A 15,821-nucleotide genomic window follows, 5' to 3' on the forward strand; every position below is an offset into this window, starting at 1 on the left:
CGCTGCTACCTCCTCGTGGTCCGTGGCCGGAAGGCGTCGGGGCCGAGCGTGCCGAAGACCTTCATGAGGGCGGCGACGAGCCCGGTCCATCCGGTCTGGTGCGAGGCGCCGATGCCGGCACCGTTGTCGCCGTGGAAGTACTCGTAGAACGAGATGAGGTCGCGCCAGTGCGGGTCGTCTCGGAAGAGGGGCTGGCCGCCGTAGACGGGCCGGTGTCCGTTCTCGTCGCGCAGGAAGATGCGGGTGAGCCGGGTCGAGAGTTCCTGCGCCACCTCGAAGAGGTTCTTGCGCACCCCGGATCCCGTGGGGCACTCGACGGTGAGCTCGTCGCCGTAGAAGCCGTACAGGTGCAGCAGGGAGCGGATGACAAGTGCGTTCATCGGCAGCCACACCGGGCCGCGCCAGTTGGAGTTGCCGCCGAACATGCCGGTGTCGGACTCGGCGGGCAGATAACCGACCGTGAACTCCTGGCCGCCCGCCCAGAACGAGTACGGGTGCTCCTCGTGGTACTTGGACAGCGCCCGGATCCCGTACGGGCTGAGGAACTCGTCCTCCGACAGGAGCCGGGACAGCACGCGCACCAGCTTCTTCTCGTCGACGACCGACAGCAGCCGCGGGCCGCCCGCCGTCCCGGCCTGCGCCTGCGACAGCGTCACCGACAGCGACGGGTGACGAGAGGCGAACCGGCGCAGCCGCTCACCGAGCCCGGACAGCCGCTCCAGCTGCTGCGGCTGGAAGACCGTCGACGCGCACAGCGGCAGCAGGCCGACCATCGAGCGGACCTTCAGCCGCACCGCCTGCCCGTCGGGCAGCCGCAGCACGTCGTAGAAGAACCCGTCCTCCTCGTCCCAGAGTTCGTCGCCGAGGTCGCCGATGCGGTCCATGGACGCGGAGATCCACAGGTAGTGCTCGACGAACTTGAGGACCAGGTCCCCGTACGACTCGTTGTGCTCGACGAGTTCGAGCGCGATCTGGAGCATCGACTGGCAGTACAGCGCCATCCACGCGGTGCCGTCGGCCTGTTCCAGTGAGCCACCGGTGGGCAGCGGGGCGCTGCGGTCGAAGACGCCGATGTTGTCGAGGCCGAGGAAGCCGCCCTGGAAGACGTTGCGGCCGGTGGGGTCCTTGCGGTTGACCCACCACGTGAAGTTCGTCAGCAGCTTCTGGAAGGTGCGCTCCAGGAACGCGTGGTCGGCACGGCCCGTCGTCTCCTTCTCCACCGTGTACACGAAGTACGCGGCCCACGCGTGCACCGGCGGGTTGACGTCCCCGAAGCTCCACTCGTAGGCGGGGATCTGCCCGTTGGGGTGCAAGTAGGAGTCCTTCAGCAGGAGTTCGAGCTGCTGCTTCGCGAAGTCGAGGTCGACCGCGGCCAGGGCGACCGAGTGGAAGGCGAGGTCCCAGGCCGCGAACCACGGGTACTCCCACTTGTCCGGCATCGACACGATGTCGTCGCTGACCATGTGGAACCACTCGCGGTTGCGCACGCCGGGGCGCGGCAGGCTCCACGGCGTCAGATCGTGCTCGGCGAGCCACGTCTCCAGGTCGAACGCGTAGTACTGCTTGGACCACAGCATCCCGGCGAGCGCCTGCCGGAACACCCGCGCCTCGTCCTCGCCCACCCCCTTGGGCGCCAACTCCTTGTAGAACGCGTCCGCTTCGGCGATCCGTTCGCGGAACACGGACTCGAACCCGCGGTTCAGGGAGAGCTGGGCACCGGCGGGACCGAGACGCAGCCGCAACGTCTCGGACCCGCCGGCGGGCACGGTGAGCGTGTGGTGGGCGGCGGCCTTGGTGCCCTCGTGCGCCGGATCGACGGCCGTCTCGTCGCCGTCGACGACGTACCGGCCGATGCCGTCCTTGACGTACCGGGAGGCGTTGGGCCTGCCGAACAGCCGCTCGGCGTTGGTCTCGTTCTCCGTGAACAGCAGCTCGGCCGTGTGCGCGCAGCGCAGGTCGTAGCTGCCGAGCTCCGGATGGTCGGCGCGGATCGTGCGGGTGGAGCGCGGGCCCGAGGCCTCCCGCAGCCGGGGCCGCGCCGCGTCGCCCGCGGGCTCGCCCCACGACCAGGTGTTGCGGAACCACAGCGTCGGCAGCACGTGCAGCGTCGCCTCGTCGGGGCCCCGGTTGTCGACGGTGATCCGCATCAGGATGTCGTCGTGGTCCGCCTTCGCGTACTCCACCGTCACGTCGTAGTACCGGTGCTCGGCGAAGACGCCGGTGTCCAGCAGCTCGTACTCGAACTCCTGCCGGGAACGCGAGCCGTTGACGGAGACGAGTTCGGTGTACGGGTACGCGGCCTGCGGATACTTGTAGAGGTACTTCAGGTAGGAGTGGCTGGGTGTGGCGTCGAGATAGAAGTAGTACTCCTTGACGTCCTCGCCGTGGTTGCCCTCCGCGTTGGTCAGACCGAAGGCACGTTCCTTCAGGATCGGGTCCCGGCCGTTCCACAGGGCGAGCGCCAGACACAGCCGCTGCTTGTCGTCGCTGAGCCCGCCGAGCCCGTCCTCGCCCCACCGGTAGGCGCGCGAACGCGCGTGGTCGTGCGGGAAGTACGACCACGCGTCGCCCCCCGGGCTGTAGTCCTCGCGCACCGTCCCCCATTGCCGTTCACTCAGGTACGGGCCCCACAACCGGGAGCGTCCGCTTCCGTCGCCGGTCGGCCCGATGCGCGAGTCCTTCTTCATGCGAACCCTCCCAGTGCCCCTCTGTCAGCCCGGGGCGCCAGTCTTGGCAGTCGGCCCGGGGCCCGCCTCACCTGCCGGGGGTGAGGTCCCCGGACCCGCCGCGTCCTGAGCGCTCTCCGTCCGCGCCACGAGCGTGACCGCGATCTCGTACGCCGCCAGCAGCACCGCGACCACCAGCAGCCCGGTCCACGACGACAGCAGGATCGACACCAGGGCCGCGACGATCGCGCCGCCGACCCGCAGCACGTCCGCGTGCCGGGCCAGCCACGGCCGCAACTGCCGCTCCCCGCGCACGCGTTCGCCCGCCCTGGCGAGGGCGTGCCCGGTGGCGCGGGCACCCTGGGCCGTCCACCGCCGCAGCGCGGACGGCAGCCGGCCGGGGCCGACCAGATAGCACAGGACGGCGATGCCGACACCGAGCCACAGGAGCTGATCGCCCCGCTCCCGCAGCGTCTCGAACACGGTCCACAGCGCCGAGCGCAGCCCGTCGCGGTAGACGCCCTCCGGCACCTGCCCCAGCAACTGGTCGCGCACGGCCCGCAGCACGCCTGTCAGCACCGTCACCGTCACCACCAGCCACAGGCCGAGCTGGAGGAGAGTACGGCGCCGGTTCGGCGACACCCACAGGGACAGCGCGAGGAGCACCGGGACACCGATCAGCAGGCCCACGACGGCCCGCTTGAACAGCAGCACCGCGTCCTGGAGCTGCCCCAGTTCATGCCGGTTGTAGAGGCGGATCTGCGCGAAGTCCTCGGGCAGGTCCCGCCCGATCGCGTTCTCGATCCGCTCGTGCAGACCGGGCGGCAGTTCACCGGAGGACAGCGCCGGAAGGTCGATCTTCTTGCCGAAGACGGACGGCAGTTCGTCCTCCAGGGCGCCCAGCAGATTGTTCACCACGGGCAGCAGGTTCAGCGTGACCGTGTCACCCCGCACCTGCACGTTCTCGTTGCGTTTCTCCAGCAGGGCGACGATGCGTTCGTGCGCGAACCGGTTCGTGGCCCGCCACAGGTCCTGGAACTGGTCCGTGGCGATCAGCTGCGAGATCTTCTCCCGCATGAAGTCGTGCACCGCCCCCGTCACCGGCCCCGCGAGGAACGAGGCGCGCGGCGGCAGCGCCTCCTGGAGCCGCTGCTCCACGTCGAGCTGATCGAAGATCTCGTCCGCGAGGTACGAGGAGACCGCCGCGTTCACCTTCGGGTCCTCGGGCAACGGGCCCACCGTGGCGATCCAGCGGTCCGTGTTCAGCGTGGTCCGCGAACCCCACACCCCCACGACCGAGGTCACCGCCAGCACGGCGACGAGCGCGACCAGGACCGCGGCGATCAGCCGCCGCAGCGCCAACGTCCGCGCGTGACGCCGCCGTTCGGTGCCGGCGCGGTCGCGCAGCAGCTCCACCTCGGCGCGCAGCCGTTCCAGTTCCGCCTGATCATCGCTCATGGCACGGCACCTCCCACGGCCAGCGTCGCGGCGGCCCGCGGCGCGTTGCTCACCTGCGGCGGGTGACGCGGGGCACGGGGGCCTTCCGCTGTGATGCGGGTGGAGATTCCGTCGGACGGCCGACCGGAACGCCGAAGGGAGACGCCATGGCGGACATCGGACCGGTGCAGCTGCTCACCATAGGGTTCGGGCCCGACGCCAAGTTCGAGGGCCGCATCATCGAGGAACTGGCGCTTCTCGAGGCCAACGACCAGATCCGCGTGCTCGACATGCTCTTCGTCGGCAAGGAACCGGGCGGCGACCTGTTCGCCCTCGACTTCCAGCAGGAGGGCATGGGGGAGACCGTGGCGGCCCTCCTCGGAATCTCCAGGGAGCGGATGAGGGCGGTGCAAGGGGCGTATCCGAGCCTGGCCGCCGGCCACGCGTTCGGGCTGACGACCGACGAGATCAGGGAGACCGCCGACTCGCTCGACCCGGGCACGTCGGCGGCGTACGTCCTGCTCGAACACGTCTGGGCGACGTACCTGCGCAGGGCGGTCAGGGACGCCGGCGGGGTGCCCGTCGCGGAGGGCTTCCTCACCGAGGAGGCACTGGAACCCGTGATGGCCGAACTCGCCGCCGCCGCCAAGCGCCTGGGCGAACCGGCCGGGCCCGCCTCCGCTTCCCGCCCCACACCCGGCAACCGTCCCAGGAGGACCTGATGGCAGATCTCGTCGTACTCGGATTCTCGGACAAGGAAAAGGCCGAGGCGGTACTGCGCCTGGCCCGTGACCTGTCCAAGCAGGAACTGCTCGACCTCGAGGACGCGGCCGTGGCCTGGCGCACCATGGACGGCAAGATCCACGTCCACCAGGTGCACAGCACCACCGGCGCCGGTGCGGCCGGCGGCGCGCTGTGGGGCTCGCTGTTCGGGCTGCTCTTCCTGATGCCGGTGTTCGGTGCCGCCGTGGGCGCGGCCACCGGCGCCGTCGCGGGCAAGCTCACCGACATCGGCATCAACGACGCCTTCGTCAAGGAGACCGCGAGCACCCTCGAACCCGGTCGCGCCGCGCTCTTCGCCCTCGTGCGGCGCTCCACGCCCGACCGAGTGCGGGACGCCGTGCGCCCCTTCAACCCCACCGTCATCCGCACCTCGCTGACCAAGGACCGCGAGGAGGACCTGGTGGCGGCCCTCCAGGGCGTGTAGCCGCTCCGCAGCGACCGCTCACCGCCGCGCCGTCCCACCCGGGGAACTTCACCCGGGTGAGATGGCGCGCCGCAGGTGTCGGGCCCACCGCTTCAGGGCCCACACTGGGCCCTACGGGGGTGGGTCCACGGCGCTGCGAGAGCGAGGGGAACCATGGCCGAGTGGTCGCACCGCACACCCGACGGCGAGCCCGTCGCGGGGCAGGCCGGCACCGTGCCGGCGCTGCCCGACTGGATCGTGCCGCGCCCCCGGCTGACCGGTCAACTGGCCAGGGGCGTACGCGGACCGCTCACCGTGGTCGTCGGACCGGTGGGAGCGGGCAAGACGGCGCTCGCCCTGGAGTGGGCGCACACCCGGCGCCCTTCGGGGCCGCTCGCCTGGGTGGCCTGCGACGGACCGGCCGAACACCCCTCCGTGTTCTGGCAGCGGGTCTTCGGCGCGCTGCGCGCCGCGGGGGTCACGGTGCCGGAACCCGCCGCGAGCGAGGACGGGCCGCTGCTCGTCGCCACCCTCGCCGGCTGCCTGAACCGGCACGGTGAGCTGTCGGTGCTGGTCCTCGACGACTTCCAGCCCGCCCTCGAATCGCCGATCGCACGCGGTGTCACCCAGCTGCTGCGGCACGCCCCCGACGCGCTGCGCCTCGTGGTGCTGGCCCGCCGCGACCCGCCGCTGCACCTGTACCGCGGGCGGCTCACCAGCGAGGTCACCGAGGTGCGCACCGCGGACCTCGCCTTCGACGACCGGGAAGCGGCCGCCCTCCTCGCCCAGCACGGCATCGACGTGGCCAAGCAGACGGTGAGCACGCTGCGGCGGCGCGCGGACGGCTGGGCGGCCGGACTGCGGCTCGCCGCGATGTCCATGGAGCGGCGCGACGACCCCGAGCGGTTCGTGGAGCGGCTCGCGGGCGACGACGAGGCGATCTCCAGCTATCTGGTCGAGGAGGTTCTCGACCAGCAGTCGCCCGGCATGCGCAGACTGCTGTTGACGACGAGCATCCTGGACCGGGTCAACGCCGAGCTGGCCGTCGCACTCGCGGGCGACACCGACGGCGCGCTGTTCGCGGGCCTCGTCCGGGAGAACTCCTTCCTGCGGCCCACCGGGCACGGCTGGTACCGCTGCCACCAGATGTTCGCCGACGTGCTGCGGACCTGTCTGCGGCACGAGACGCCGGGGCAGGTGGCATCCCTGCACCGCACGGCCGCGGCGTGGCTCGCCGAGCACGGCCTGCTCGCCGACGCCGTGCGGCACCTGTTCGCCGCGGGCGACTGGGACGAGGCGGCCCGGCTCATCGTGCACCGGCTGGCGATCGGACAGGTGCTGGGCCTGGCCAGGGCCCGGCTGCCCGTCGACGCCGGCCGGCAGCCGGCCGGTGAACTGTCCGAGGACGAACCGGAGTCCGTGCTGCTCGCCGCGGCCGTCGCGCGGACCCGCCGCGACGACCAGGCCTGCACCAGGCACCTGGAACGCTCCGCCGAACTCCTCGACCAGCTGCCGCCGGGCCAGGACGACCGTGCGGCACGGTGCCGGCTCGCCCACGCCGTCATCCGGATGGAGCGGCTGCGCTGCCACGACCCGGGCCGGGCCGGGGCGGCGGCGGCCGAGGCGGAGTCGGTGGGGCCGCGCGTGCCGGGCACCCTGCTCGCCGAGCGCCCCGAGATCCCCGCGCTGATCCTGGCCGTACGGGGCAGCGGGGAACTCCGCGCGGGCAGCCTGAAGGCGGCGCAGGTCTCCCTCACCCGAGGGCTGAAGGCGGCGGGCGCCGCGCGCAACGGTCCGCTGCGCCGCGACTGCCTCGTCGAACTCGCGCTCTTAGAGGCGCTGCGCGGCCGGTTCCGGGCGGCCGACGAACTCACCGCGCAGGCCACCCAGCCGCCGATGCCGCCCTGGACCGGGGGCGAGACCGCCCGCGCCACCCTGCACCTGGTGCGCGCCTGGGGCGCCCTCGCGCGCGGCGAGCCGGGCCGTGCCCGGCACGAACTGGCGCACAGCGACGGGGCGTTGGGAAAGTCGGGCGACACGTTCATCGCCGAGGTGGGGGGCGTCGTCGCCCGGGTCGCCGGCCACGTGGAACGCGGCGGCCGGGGCCCCGAGGCCGCCGCGGAGGCGGTCGCGGTGTCCCGGCTGCCCCAGGCCGTGCAGCGGACCGTGGCGCCCACCTGCGCCCGGCTGCTGCGCCCCGCGCACGCGGGCGGTGCCGACGCGGTGCCGCCCGGCCCGGCCGCACCGCCGGACGTGCCCACCGAGCGGCTCAGCGCGCGGGAGCGCGACGTGCTGGACCGGCTCGCGCAGATGATGACCACGGAGGAGATCGCCGACGAGCTCTATCTGTCGGTGAACACCGTGAAGACGCACCTCAAGAGCGTCTATCGCAAGCTGGCCGTGTCCCGCCGGTCCGCCGCGGTGCGCCGGGCTCGCGAACTCCAGATCCTGTGAAGGGAACGCACCCGATGAGCCCCAACTCCTCGGCGCGCAGCAGCGCTTCGGCGCGGGAGCGCGCGCCCAGCTTCCGGTACACGGAGCGCGTGTGGGTCTTCACCGTGTTGTACGAGACGTAGAGATCGTCGGCGATCTGGCGCAGCGATGCCTCCTGCCGCAGCAGGGAGCGCAGTACGGCGAGTTCACGGTCCGTCAGTCGGTGCGCTGACGGGCGCGAGCCGTCGTCCCGAGGTATCGGTGCCGACACCGGAACAGCGACCGGAACCGCGGCGAGCGCGGCCGCCGCACGGCCCACCAGCGCGTCCGCGGCCCGCGGGTCCGACACGCTCCCCGCGACGTCCATCAGGACGTCGGCCACCCACATCAGGCAGGCCGTCAGGGCGGCGTCGGCCGCCGCGTCCTCCTGGTCGAGCGCGCCCAGCCGAAGCCGCAGGCCGGCGACCTGCTCCGGGCTTCCCCGGTGGGTGTCGGCGCGCGGGCAAAGGGGTGTGATCATGCCCCTCACCTCCCCTTGTGGAGGGCATCACCTCACCAAGGTGCGGTGTGCGCTCCCGGCGCGTAAGGGGTCTTCCGCGCCGTTTTCAGGGAGCTTCGCCCGGCAGACAGGGCCGAACGGACCCTAGGAGGATCCGCCCCGCGCCCCCGGGAGCCGGCGGACCTCCAGCAGTTCGAGGCCGAGCCCCTGGATCCGGTCCAGGATCCCGTACAGGGCGGCCTGGTCGAGGCCGGCGCCGACGAGCACCGTCTCGGCCGGGTGCAGGACGACCGTCAGCTCCCCGAACGCGGACCGGAACGCGTCGCCGATCCGGCCCCTGACCCGGATCTCGAAGTCGCCGCCACCGGAGGGAATTCCGGTCGGCTCGGGTCCCGGACCCGTGTGTGACCCGCCCATCACGTCACCTCCTGTGCGAGGGCAACCCCGCACGCCATTGTCACGGCGAGGGCACCTCGGGTGGCATCACCTCGCACGGGTGACAGCCGGGCGGGCGGCGGGGCTCATCCGCTGTGGGGGATCCGGTCCGGGCGGCGCGGGCGGCATGCTCCGGAGCCATCGAGCCCGGGAGCGTCGAGCCCGGGACCATCGAGGAGGAGGGTTCGACATGACCGACCAGTACTCGCCGGGCCCGGTGCGCCCCGGCCCGCCCGGAACGCCCGAACGGGAGCCCCGGGTCCGCCCGGTCGCGGTCGGCGGCGTCGTCTTCGCCGCGTTCGTGATGGGCATCATCGGCGGCTACCACGCGATCGCGGGACTCTCCGCGGTCCTCAACGACAACTACTACCAAGCGCAGAACGACTACGCGTTCGACTTCGACACCAACGCCCGCGGCTGGGTGCAGATGATCACCGGTGTCATCGTCTTCGCCGCGGCCGTCAGCCTCTTCAGCGGCCGCACCTGGGCGCGGATCACCGTCATGGTGATCGCCGGCGCGAGCGCGATCGAGAACTTCTTCTTCACGCCGTACCAGCCCGTGTGGTCGGCCATCCTCATCGCCCTCGACATCCTCGTGATTTGGTCCCTCGCCATGTACGGCCACCGGGAGGCGCACAAGGTCTACGGAGCGCCGCTCTAGCCGCGAGAAGGCAGGGGCGGTCCTTCAGGGCCTGCGCACCGTCAGGGCCAGGCCCGTGATGCCCCGCCAGTCCAGCGCGGGGCGTTCCCGGTACGTGCCGGGGCGCCGCCTCGGCACGACCACGCGCAGGGCGCCGGGGCGCACGTCGACACGTACCGGTACGTCCATGCGCAGCGCCTCGCCGTCGAGGCCGACGGGGATCGACTCCTGGTCGGCGTCGACGACCACCGAGGCGGCGGTCCACGCCGTCAGCCCCGCCGACCGGTGGCCTCGCAGCAGCCCCGCGGCCTGCGCGGCGCTCGTGACGCGCACGCCGACGCAGCCGAGGACCCCGCCGTCGAGCCGGGTCCGGCGCCCGAGCCCCGCGACATCACCGGCGCCGTACGGGTTGTTGCTCACCAACAGCGCCTGCGGATCGCTCAGTTCGTGTCCGTCGGCGCGCGCCGTCAGCTCCGCGCCCTTGTGCCCGGCGAGCAGATCGGGCAGCAGATCGAGGGTGGTACGGGTCTTGCCGTCGCGGTAGGCGGGGCTCTGCACGACCGCCGCGTACGCCCCGAACGACACGTTGTTGACGAACGGGTGGCCGCCCGCCCTGCCGAGGTCGACGCGCAGCTCCACGCCGTCGCGCAGCGCCTCCAGGGCCTGCGCCGGGTCCTCGCGGTCCAGGCCCAGGTCGAGGGCGAAGTGGTTGCGGGTGCCCGCCGGGATCACGAGGAACGGCAGCCCGTGCTCGGCGGCGACATCGGCGACGAGGGCCTGCGTCCCGTCGCCGCCCGCCACGCCGAGGAGGTCGGCGCCCGCGGCGGCGCGGGCCCGCGCGAGGGCCGTCACGTCGATCGTCTCGGGCCCCTCCAGCAGGACGACCTCGGCGCCGAGCCGCTCCGCCTTCTCCCGCAGCCCGAAGCGCTCGACCTTGCCGCCGCCCGAGCGCGGATTCATGATCAGCACTGGTCGCCGGAACGCGGGCGCCGCCGCCTCGGGCATCGGCGCGGACGCCTCGCGCGAACCGAGCGCCGCCCGGCCCGCCGCGGCGGCGAGCAGCCACAGCCCGCCCGACACCAGCACCACCCACACCAGGTTCGCGCGGGCGTACGCCACGACGACCCACACGGGCGCGGCGACCGCGAGGAGCAGCGCCAGATACCGCACCGGGCCCCGCCTGCTGAGCACCCACCACACGGCCGCCGCGGCGACCGCCGTCCCCAGGATGCCCACGCCCAGCAGCGCGAAGGTCTTCATCCCCGCGAAGGCGGCCAGGACCAGCACGGCCGCCGCGGCGGCGGCCAGCGCACCACGCGCCAGCCACCGCCGCCCCCGGCCCCGCTCCGGCATCCGTTCCCGCGTCGTCGGTTCCATGACCGACAGTCTGCGACGCGCCGGGCCGCGCGTGACTCACCCCCGGGAGGCGACTTCACACCGTCAGGGTGACGTCCCCGCGAGCCGCCCGGCGCACGGTGGGCGCAGCCAGGAGGGAGCCCCGCCATGACCGAGACGACGAGCCGCCACCGCACCGTGCGCGAGCGGGCCGACGCGGGCAGGTCCGCGAGGTCCCGCGTGCCCCGCTCGCGGCACGCCGACTACGCGCCCGCGGCCGACCGCGCCGACCCCGTCGACGTACTGGAGAAGCAGTCGTCGAGCCGGCTGGCCGAGCTGGTCCCGATCCGCTACGGGCGCATGCTGGAGTCCCCGTTCCGGTTCTTCCGGGGCGCTGCGGCGATCATGGCGGCCGACCTCGCGCACACCCCGGTCAGCGGCGTACGGGCCCAACTGTGCGGCGACGCGCACCTGTTGAACTTCCGGCTGCTCGCCTCCCCGGAGCGGCGCCTGATGTTCGACGTCAACGACTTCGACGAGACGCTGCCCGGACCCTGGGAGTGGGACGTCAAGCGCCTCGCCGCCAGCCTCGTCATCGCGGGCCGCGGCAACGGCTTCGACCGGGCGCGGCGGGCGCGTGTGGTGAGGGCCGCGGCGGCCTCGTACCGGCAGTCCATGGAGCGGTTCGCCGGGATGCGGACGCTCGACGTCTGGTACGCGCGGATCGAGGCGGACGAGCTGTACGCCACCGTCTCCGCGAAGCTCGACACCCGCAGCAGGCGGCGCATGGCGCGGGCGCTCGACAAGGCCCGCGGCCGGGACCACCTCCAGGCGCTCGACAGGCTCGCCCACCTCGTCGACGGCGAGCCCCGCATCGCGCCCGACCCGCCCCTGGTCACCCCGCTCGGGGACCTGCTCCCCGGCGTCGAACGCAAGCAGCTGGAAGCGCAGTTGACGGATCTGATCGACCGGTACGCGCTGACGCTGACCGCCGAACGCAGGGCCCTGCTCGCCCAGTACCGGGTCGTCGACATGGCACGCAAGGTGGTCGGCGTCGGCAGCGTCGGCACCCGCTGCTGGATCGTGCTGCTGCTCGGCCGCGACGAGCACGACCCGCTGCTGCTCCAGGCCAAGGAGGCGCAGGAGTCCGTGCTCGCGGGCCACGCGGGCCCCGGCCCCCACACCAACCAGGGCGAACGCGTCGTCGCCGGGCAGCGCCTCATGCAGGCGGCCGGTGACATGTTCCTCGGCTGGGAGCGGGTCGAGGGCCTCGACGGACGGCAACGCGACTTCTACATACGGCAGTTGCGGGACTGGAAGGCGATCCCGCAGGCCGACCTGATGACCCCGCGCGTCATGGCCCTGTTCGGCCGGGCCTGCGGCGCCACGCTGGCCCGCGCCCACGCCCGCTCCGGCGACCGGGTCGCCATCGCCGCCTACCTCGGCCGCTCCGACCGCTTCGACCAGGCACTCGCCCGCTTCGCGGAGGCCTACGCCGACCAGAACGAGCGGGACTACGAGGCGCTGGCCGCGGCCGTCCGTGACGGCAGGGTCACCGCGGCGTCCCCGTGAGACGTCAGCGCGGCCCGGGGTCCGCGGCGCCGCCGAGCCGGCGCCGCAGGAACTCCTCGCGCGCGAGCGTCCGGCCGACCGCCACCCCGAACACCACCGTGGTGAAGAACAGGATCAGCCACGACAGCAGGGTGAACACCGAGCCCAGCGCCCCGTAGCGCTCCACGCTCATCCGCAGCGCGCGCGACAGCCACAGCCCCGACACCCCGCAGAACGTGACGGCCCCCGCCGCCGTCAGCAGCGCCCCCGGCAGCAGCGGCAGCCACGGCACCCGCCCGGCGAGCAGCAGATGCTGCGTCCACCACCACATCAGGGCGGCCGCCGCGAACTGCAAGGGGTAGCCGAGGAGCGCGCCCGCGCCGAACGCCCGGTGCAGCGCGCCCTGCACGATCAGCATCGCCACCCACACCAGCAGCCACACCGCCCACCGCCACGCCACGAACCGCACCGCCGAGCGTGGCAGGTCCCAGGCCCGCTCGCACAGCCGCTGCAACGCCCGGGTGAACGCGGTCGCCGAGAGCAGCGCCACCAGCACGCCCGCCGCGCCCCAGCTGTGCAGCGCGGCATCGCCGCCGCCGCTCAACTCCTCGGCCTGCGCCACCACGGGACCGCTCGTCCCGATCAACGTACGCAGCGAGCTGAGCAGTTCGCGCCGTACGACCTGCGGACAGAACGAGGCGACGGCGATGAGCATCGGCAGGGCGGCCAGGAACGCCTGAGCGGCGAGCCGCGTCGCCATGTCCAGGATGCTCACGTGCACCAACTGCTGCACGATCCGGCCCGCCAGCGGCGGGGCCGCACCGGTGATCGGCATGACGACGCCCTCCCGGGGCCGGGGGACTCGGGGCAGAGGGGTTCTCGGCCCCTGTCGAGCACTGTCGGGCCGTCCGTCCGGCCGGGCGTCGCCCGCGCCGGGTGACTCGGCACCCGCAGGTACCCTCCACGGATGGCGACGCACGAACGGGAAATCGTTGATCCGGTCGACCTGACCGGCGCCGACGGACGCCTCGATCCGGCGGCGGTCGGCTGGTCGCGGCTGCCGGTGCACCGGACCGGGCTGCGGGGGTGGGGGCGCAACAAGCGCTGGGAGCACTGGTGCGTGACCACGCCGACGCATCTCGTGGCGCTGACCGTGAGCGATCTCGACTTCCTGGCGCTCAACTCGGTCTATCTGCTCGAATTCGGCCCGTCGGGGCGGGAGTTCGAGGTCGCCGACCTCGTCCCCCTGGGGCGGGGCGTACGGCTTCCGGACCGGATCGCCGGGACGCCGGGCGCGCCGGACGTGGTCGTCGGCCCCGAGCGGCCGACCGGGGGCAGGGTCCGCGTCGAGATCCGCGCCGAGGCGGGCGGCACCCGGCTGCGGGCGCGCTGCCTCACCCCCGAGGGCCGGCTGCCCGTCGAGGTCGATCTGTTGGTCGGCCGGCCGGAGGGGCACGAGTCGCTCAACGTCGTCGTGCCCTGGGACGAGCGGCGCTTCCAGTACACCTCGAAGCAGACCGCCCTGCCCGCGGCGGGCCGGGTCCGGATCGGCCGCGAACGGCTGGAGTGCGAAGTCGGCGCGAGCTGGGCGGTGCTCGACCACGGACGCGGGCGCTGGCCGCGTGACATCGCCTGGAACTGGGGCGCCGCGTCCGGGCGTTCGGACGGACACACCCTGGGGCTCCAGTTCGGCGGCCGGTGGACCGTGGGCACCGGCTCCACCGAGAACGGGCTGTGCGTGGACGGCCGGCTCACCAAGATCGGCGAGGAGCTGGACTGGCGCTGGTCCGTCGGCGACACCCTGGCCCCGTGGACGATCCGCACACCGGAATCCGACCAGGTGAACCTCACGTTCACCCCCTTCCACACCCGCTCCGTCCACACGGACCTCGCCCTCCTCGCCAACCACACCGACCAGCGCTTCGGGTACTACGACGGACACGTGCGCACCGACGACGGCACCGAGATCGCCGTACGCGAGCTGCTGGGCTGGGCGGAGGACGTCCGCATGCGCTGGTGATCGGCGTCGCGTGAAAGCCCCGTCCGGATGGGCGGGGCATCTCAATGTCCGAAGTCAAGCTGAATCGGGGCTGGTTCGCTGGGGTTCCTATCCGTCTCCGGGGCTTAGGCTGGGGGCAGCAGCCCTCAGCGCCTCCTGGCGTATCGCAGAGGGGCTATCCCGCAGCAGAGCGAGCCTGTGGCGCATCAAGGACGCCGGGCTCGCCCTTCCACTCCCGCGGAAGGTCGCCGACAGTCCGGCCGGTCCCTCGGGGCAACTTCGAGGCCGGGCAGGACCGCGCCCCCGGCCGCCTGGAGGGAATGCTCCGGTGGTCTGCTCGGGGGAGGGCAGAAGCACTCGGAAGGGGCATGCGGCCGCCGTTGCGAACGGCGGCCGCCGCCCGTCCCTGCCGGAGTCAGGCGGCGGCACGTACCGGTGGGCTGATCGTGAACAGGCGTTTGTCCCGCAGCATGGCCCACAACACGTCGACCCTGCGCCGGGCCAGGGACAGGACGGCCTGGATGTGGATCAAGCCCTCGGCACGCTTCTTGCGGTAGTAGACCTGCGAGGGGCCGGGCATGCGCATCGCGGTGAGGGCCGACATGTAGAGCACCCGACGCAGACGTCGGCTGTAGTTCTTGGGCCGGTGCAGGTTGCCGCTCTTACGTCCGGAATCACGCGGCATCGGCGCGAGCCCGGCATGGGCAGCGAGGTGGCCGGCGTCCCGGTGCAGTGACATGTCGCCAACGATCGCCAGCAGTTCGGCACCGAGGATGGGCCCCATGCCCGGCATCGACTCGATGATCGCCGCCCGTTCATCGGTGCGGAACAGGGCGGTGATCTCGCGATCGTTCTTCTTGACCCGCTCGTCCAGTTCCAGGATGCGGCACGCCAGCTCCCGGACCAGACGGGCCGCTAGCGTCTCGCCCGGCAGCACGGCGTGCTGGGCCCCGGCAGCCTCCACCGCGCGCTCGGCGAAACTGGCCGCCTCGCGGACCGACCGGCGGGCGAGCCAGGCCGTCAGGCGTTTCACGCCGATGCGGCGGATGGCGGTCGGCGTCTGGTAGCCCGTCATCAGGATCAGCCCCGGCCGTTTCCGGTAGTCGAAGGCGTTCTCCAGGGCCGGAGAGATACCGACCAGCACCTCGTGCAGGCCAGTGATCAATCGCACTCGCTCGTGGATGAGATCCTGGCGATAACCGACCAGCAGCTGGAGCCCGTTCGTCAGTTCCACCGAGGGTTCGATGGGCCGGAAGTCCCGTCGCATCCGCGCGAGATCGGCGATGATCCGGGCGTCCTTCGCGTCGGTCTTGCCCTCGCCTCGGTAGGCCCCCGACATGCGATTGACCGTCTTGCCGGGGATGTAGACCACCGGCTGTTCCTGGGCCAGCAGATGAGCCAGCAGCAGGGCGGCGGGGCGGCTCGTGATGTCCACGGCCCACCGGACCTCGTCCGCCATCGGTAAGACGGCGTTGATCAGCGTCAGGATGTCGTCCTCGTCGTTCAAGACCTTCCTGGACAGCAGCCGTTCACCGTCGGCGCCCACGGCGAGGGCCCAGTGGTGGCCCTTGCCGACGTCGACGCCGACCCATATCCGTTGTGCTTCCGTGCTCACGCTGTGCCCCTGCCCCTTGGACCTC

At 72.6% G+C, this 15,821-nt stretch carries 13 protein-coding genes; 6 read left to right on the forward strand and 7 right to left on the reverse strand.

The genetic code is table 11. The annotated features are described in order from the left end of the window. Positions 1-5: 5 nt before the first annotated feature. Both ACYBSK_RS13215 and ACYBSK_RS13220 read right to left on the reverse strand, forming a co-directional pair. A complete protein-coding gene (locus tag ACYBSK_RS13215) occupies positions 6-2,687 on the reverse strand; it encodes an MGH1-like glycoside hydrolase domain-containing protein (RefSeq protein WP_460246175.1) in 2,682 nt (893 codons plus the stop codon). Positions 2,688-2,711: 24 nt separating this feature from the next. After that, positions 2,712-4,124, reverse strand: coding sequence for a hypothetical protein (locus ACYBSK_RS13220; protein WP_460246176.1), 1,413 nt, complete (start codon positions 4,122-4,124; stop codon positions 2,712-2,714). A 146-nt stretch (positions 4,125-4,270) separates the two neighbouring features. Between ACYBSK_RS13220 and ACYBSK_RS13225 the strand changes: the two genes are divergently transcribed. From ACYBSK_RS13225 to ACYBSK_RS13235, 3 genes are all read left to right on the forward strand, one after another. Further along, positions 4,271-4,825 carry a DUF1269 domain-containing protein gene (locus ACYBSK_RS13225; protein WP_460246177.1) on the forward strand — a complete coding sequence of 185 codons (555 nt, stop codon included), beginning with the start codon at positions 4,271-4,273 and terminating at the stop codon, positions 4,823-4,825. Then, positions 4,825-5,310: a DUF1269 domain-containing protein gene (locus ACYBSK_RS13230; protein ID WP_457477102.1), complete on the forward strand. Its 486-nt coding sequence runs from the start codon at positions 4,825-4,827 to the stop codon at positions 5,308-5,310. The genes ACYBSK_RS13225 and ACYBSK_RS13230 overlap by 1 nt, the downstream gene beginning before the upstream one ends. A 153-nt stretch (positions 5,311-5,463) precedes the next feature. After that, positions 5,464-7,743 (forward strand): LuxR C-terminal-related transcriptional regulator, encoded by a 2,280-nt coding sequence (locus tag ACYBSK_RS13235; RefSeq protein ID WP_460246178.1) that lies wholly within the window; start codon positions 5,464-5,466, stop codon positions 7,741-7,743. Here the strand turns inward: ACYBSK_RS13235 and ACYBSK_RS13240 are convergent. Continuing rightward, on the reverse strand, positions 7,664-8,242 hold the full coding sequence (locus tag ACYBSK_RS13240) for a helix-turn-helix transcriptional regulator (protein WP_460246179.1): 579 nt from the start codon (positions 8,240-8,242) through the stop codon (positions 7,664-7,666). The two genes, ACYBSK_RS13235 and ACYBSK_RS13240, sit on opposite strands and share 80 nt — an antisense overlap. Before the next feature lie 123 nt (positions 8,243-8,365). Further along, positions 8,366-8,638, reverse strand: coding sequence for a hypothetical protein (locus ACYBSK_RS13245; RefSeq protein WP_460246180.1), 273 nt, complete (start codon positions 8,636-8,638; stop codon positions 8,366-8,368). A gap of 208 nt (positions 8,639-8,846) precedes the next feature. On the opposite strand from ACYBSK_RS13245, the gene ACYBSK_RS13250 reads away from it, so the two are divergent. Continuing rightward, positions 8,847-9,317 (forward strand): DUF7144 family membrane protein, encoded by a 471-nt coding sequence (locus tag ACYBSK_RS13250; protein ID WP_457477106.1) that lies wholly within the window; start codon positions 8,847-8,849, stop codon positions 9,315-9,317. Positions 9,318-9,341: 24 nt separating this feature from the next. On the opposite strand, the gene ACYBSK_RS13255 is transcribed toward ACYBSK_RS13250, so the two are convergent. After that, the gene (locus ACYBSK_RS13255; protein ID WP_460246181.1) at positions 9,342-10,673 is read right to left on the reverse strand and encodes a diacylglycerol/lipid kinase family protein; all 1,332 of its coding nucleotides are present in this window, start codon (positions 10,671-10,673) and stop codon (positions 9,342-9,344) included. Positions 10,674-10,799: 126 nt separating this feature from the next. On the opposite strand from ACYBSK_RS13255, the gene ACYBSK_RS13260 reads away from it, so the two are divergent. Further along, positions 10,800-12,203: a DUF2252 domain-containing protein gene (locus ACYBSK_RS13260; RefSeq protein WP_460246182.1), complete on the forward strand. Its 1,404-nt coding sequence runs from the start codon at positions 10,800-10,802 to the stop codon at positions 12,201-12,203. A 4-nt stretch (positions 12,204-12,207) separates the two neighbouring features. On the opposite strand, the gene ACYBSK_RS13265 is transcribed toward ACYBSK_RS13260, so the two are convergent. Continuing rightward, positions 12,208-13,017, reverse strand: coding sequence for a YhjD/YihY/BrkB family envelope integrity protein (locus ACYBSK_RS13265; protein ID WP_457477109.1), 810 nt, complete (start codon positions 13,015-13,017; stop codon positions 12,208-12,210). Positions 13,018-13,149: 132 nt separating this feature from the next. Between ACYBSK_RS13265 and ACYBSK_RS13270 the strand changes: the two genes are divergently transcribed. Then, positions 13,150-14,202, forward strand: a complete 1,053-nt coding sequence (locus ACYBSK_RS13270; RefSeq protein ID WP_460246183.1) for a DUF2804 domain-containing protein — start codon at positions 13,150-13,152, stop codon at positions 14,200-14,202. 394 nt (positions 14,203-14,596) lie between these two features. Here ACYBSK_RS13270 and ACYBSK_RS13275 read toward each other — a convergent pair whose 3' ends face one another. Next, on the reverse strand, positions 14,597-15,796 hold the full coding sequence (locus ACYBSK_RS13275) for an IS110 family RNA-guided transposase (RefSeq protein WP_460246184.1): 1,200 nt from the start codon (positions 15,794-15,796) through the stop codon (positions 14,597-14,599). Between the last annotated feature and the right edge of the window lie 25 nt (positions 15,797-15,821).

Source organism: Streptomyces sp. BYX5S (assembly GCF_054724165.1).

What these genes read in the sequence shown, in the direction of transcription:
- ACYBSK_RS13250 (WP_457477106.1), top strand. Translation starts at nt 8,847, where the DNA reads ATGACCGACCAGTACTCGCCGGGCCCGGTGCGCCCCGGCCCGCCCGGA.
- ACYBSK_RS13225 (WP_460246177.1), top strand. Translation starts at nt 4,271, where the DNA reads ATGGCGGACATCGGACCGGTGCAGCTGCTCACCATAGGGTTCGGGCCC.
- ACYBSK_RS13230 (WP_457477102.1), top strand. Translation starts at nt 4,825, where the DNA reads ATGGCAGATCTCGTCGTACTCGGATTCTCGGACAAGGAAAAGGCCGAG.
- ACYBSK_RS13215 (WP_460246175.1), bottom strand. Translation starts at nt 2,687, where the DNA reads ATGAAGAAGGACTCGCGCATCGGGCCGACCGGCGACGGAAGCGGACGC.
- ACYBSK_RS13255 (WP_460246181.1), bottom strand. Translation starts at nt 10,673, where the DNA reads ATGGAACCGACGACGCGGGAACGGATGCCGGAGCGGGGCCGGGGGCGG.
- ACYBSK_RS13235 (WP_460246178.1), top strand. Translation starts at nt 5,464, where the DNA reads ATGGCCGAGTGGTCGCACCGCACACCCGACGGCGAGCCCGTCGCGGGG.
- ACYBSK_RS13260 (WP_460246182.1), top strand. Translation starts at nt 10,800, where the DNA reads ATGACCGAGACGACGAGCCGCCACCGCACCGTGCGCGAGCGGGCCGAC.
- ACYBSK_RS13240 (WP_460246179.1), bottom strand. Translation starts at nt 8,242, where the DNA reads ATGATCACACCCCTTTGCCCGCGCGCCGACACCCACCGGGGAAGCCCG.
- ACYBSK_RS13220 (WP_460246176.1), bottom strand. Translation starts at nt 4,124, where the DNA reads ATGAGCGATGATCAGGCGGAACTGGAACGGCTGCGCGCCGAGGTGGAG.
- ACYBSK_RS13265 (WP_457477109.1), bottom strand. Translation starts at nt 13,017, where the DNA reads ATGCCGATCACCGGTGCGGCCCCGCCGCTGGCGGGCCGGATCGTGCAG.
- ACYBSK_RS13245 (WP_460246180.1), bottom strand. Translation starts at nt 8,638, where the DNA reads ATGGGCGGGTCACACACGGGTCCGGGACCCGAGCCGACCGGAATTCCC.
- ACYBSK_RS13270 (WP_460246183.1), top strand. Translation starts at nt 13,150, where the DNA reads ATGGCGACGCACGAACGGGAAATCGTTGATCCGGTCGACCTGACCGGC.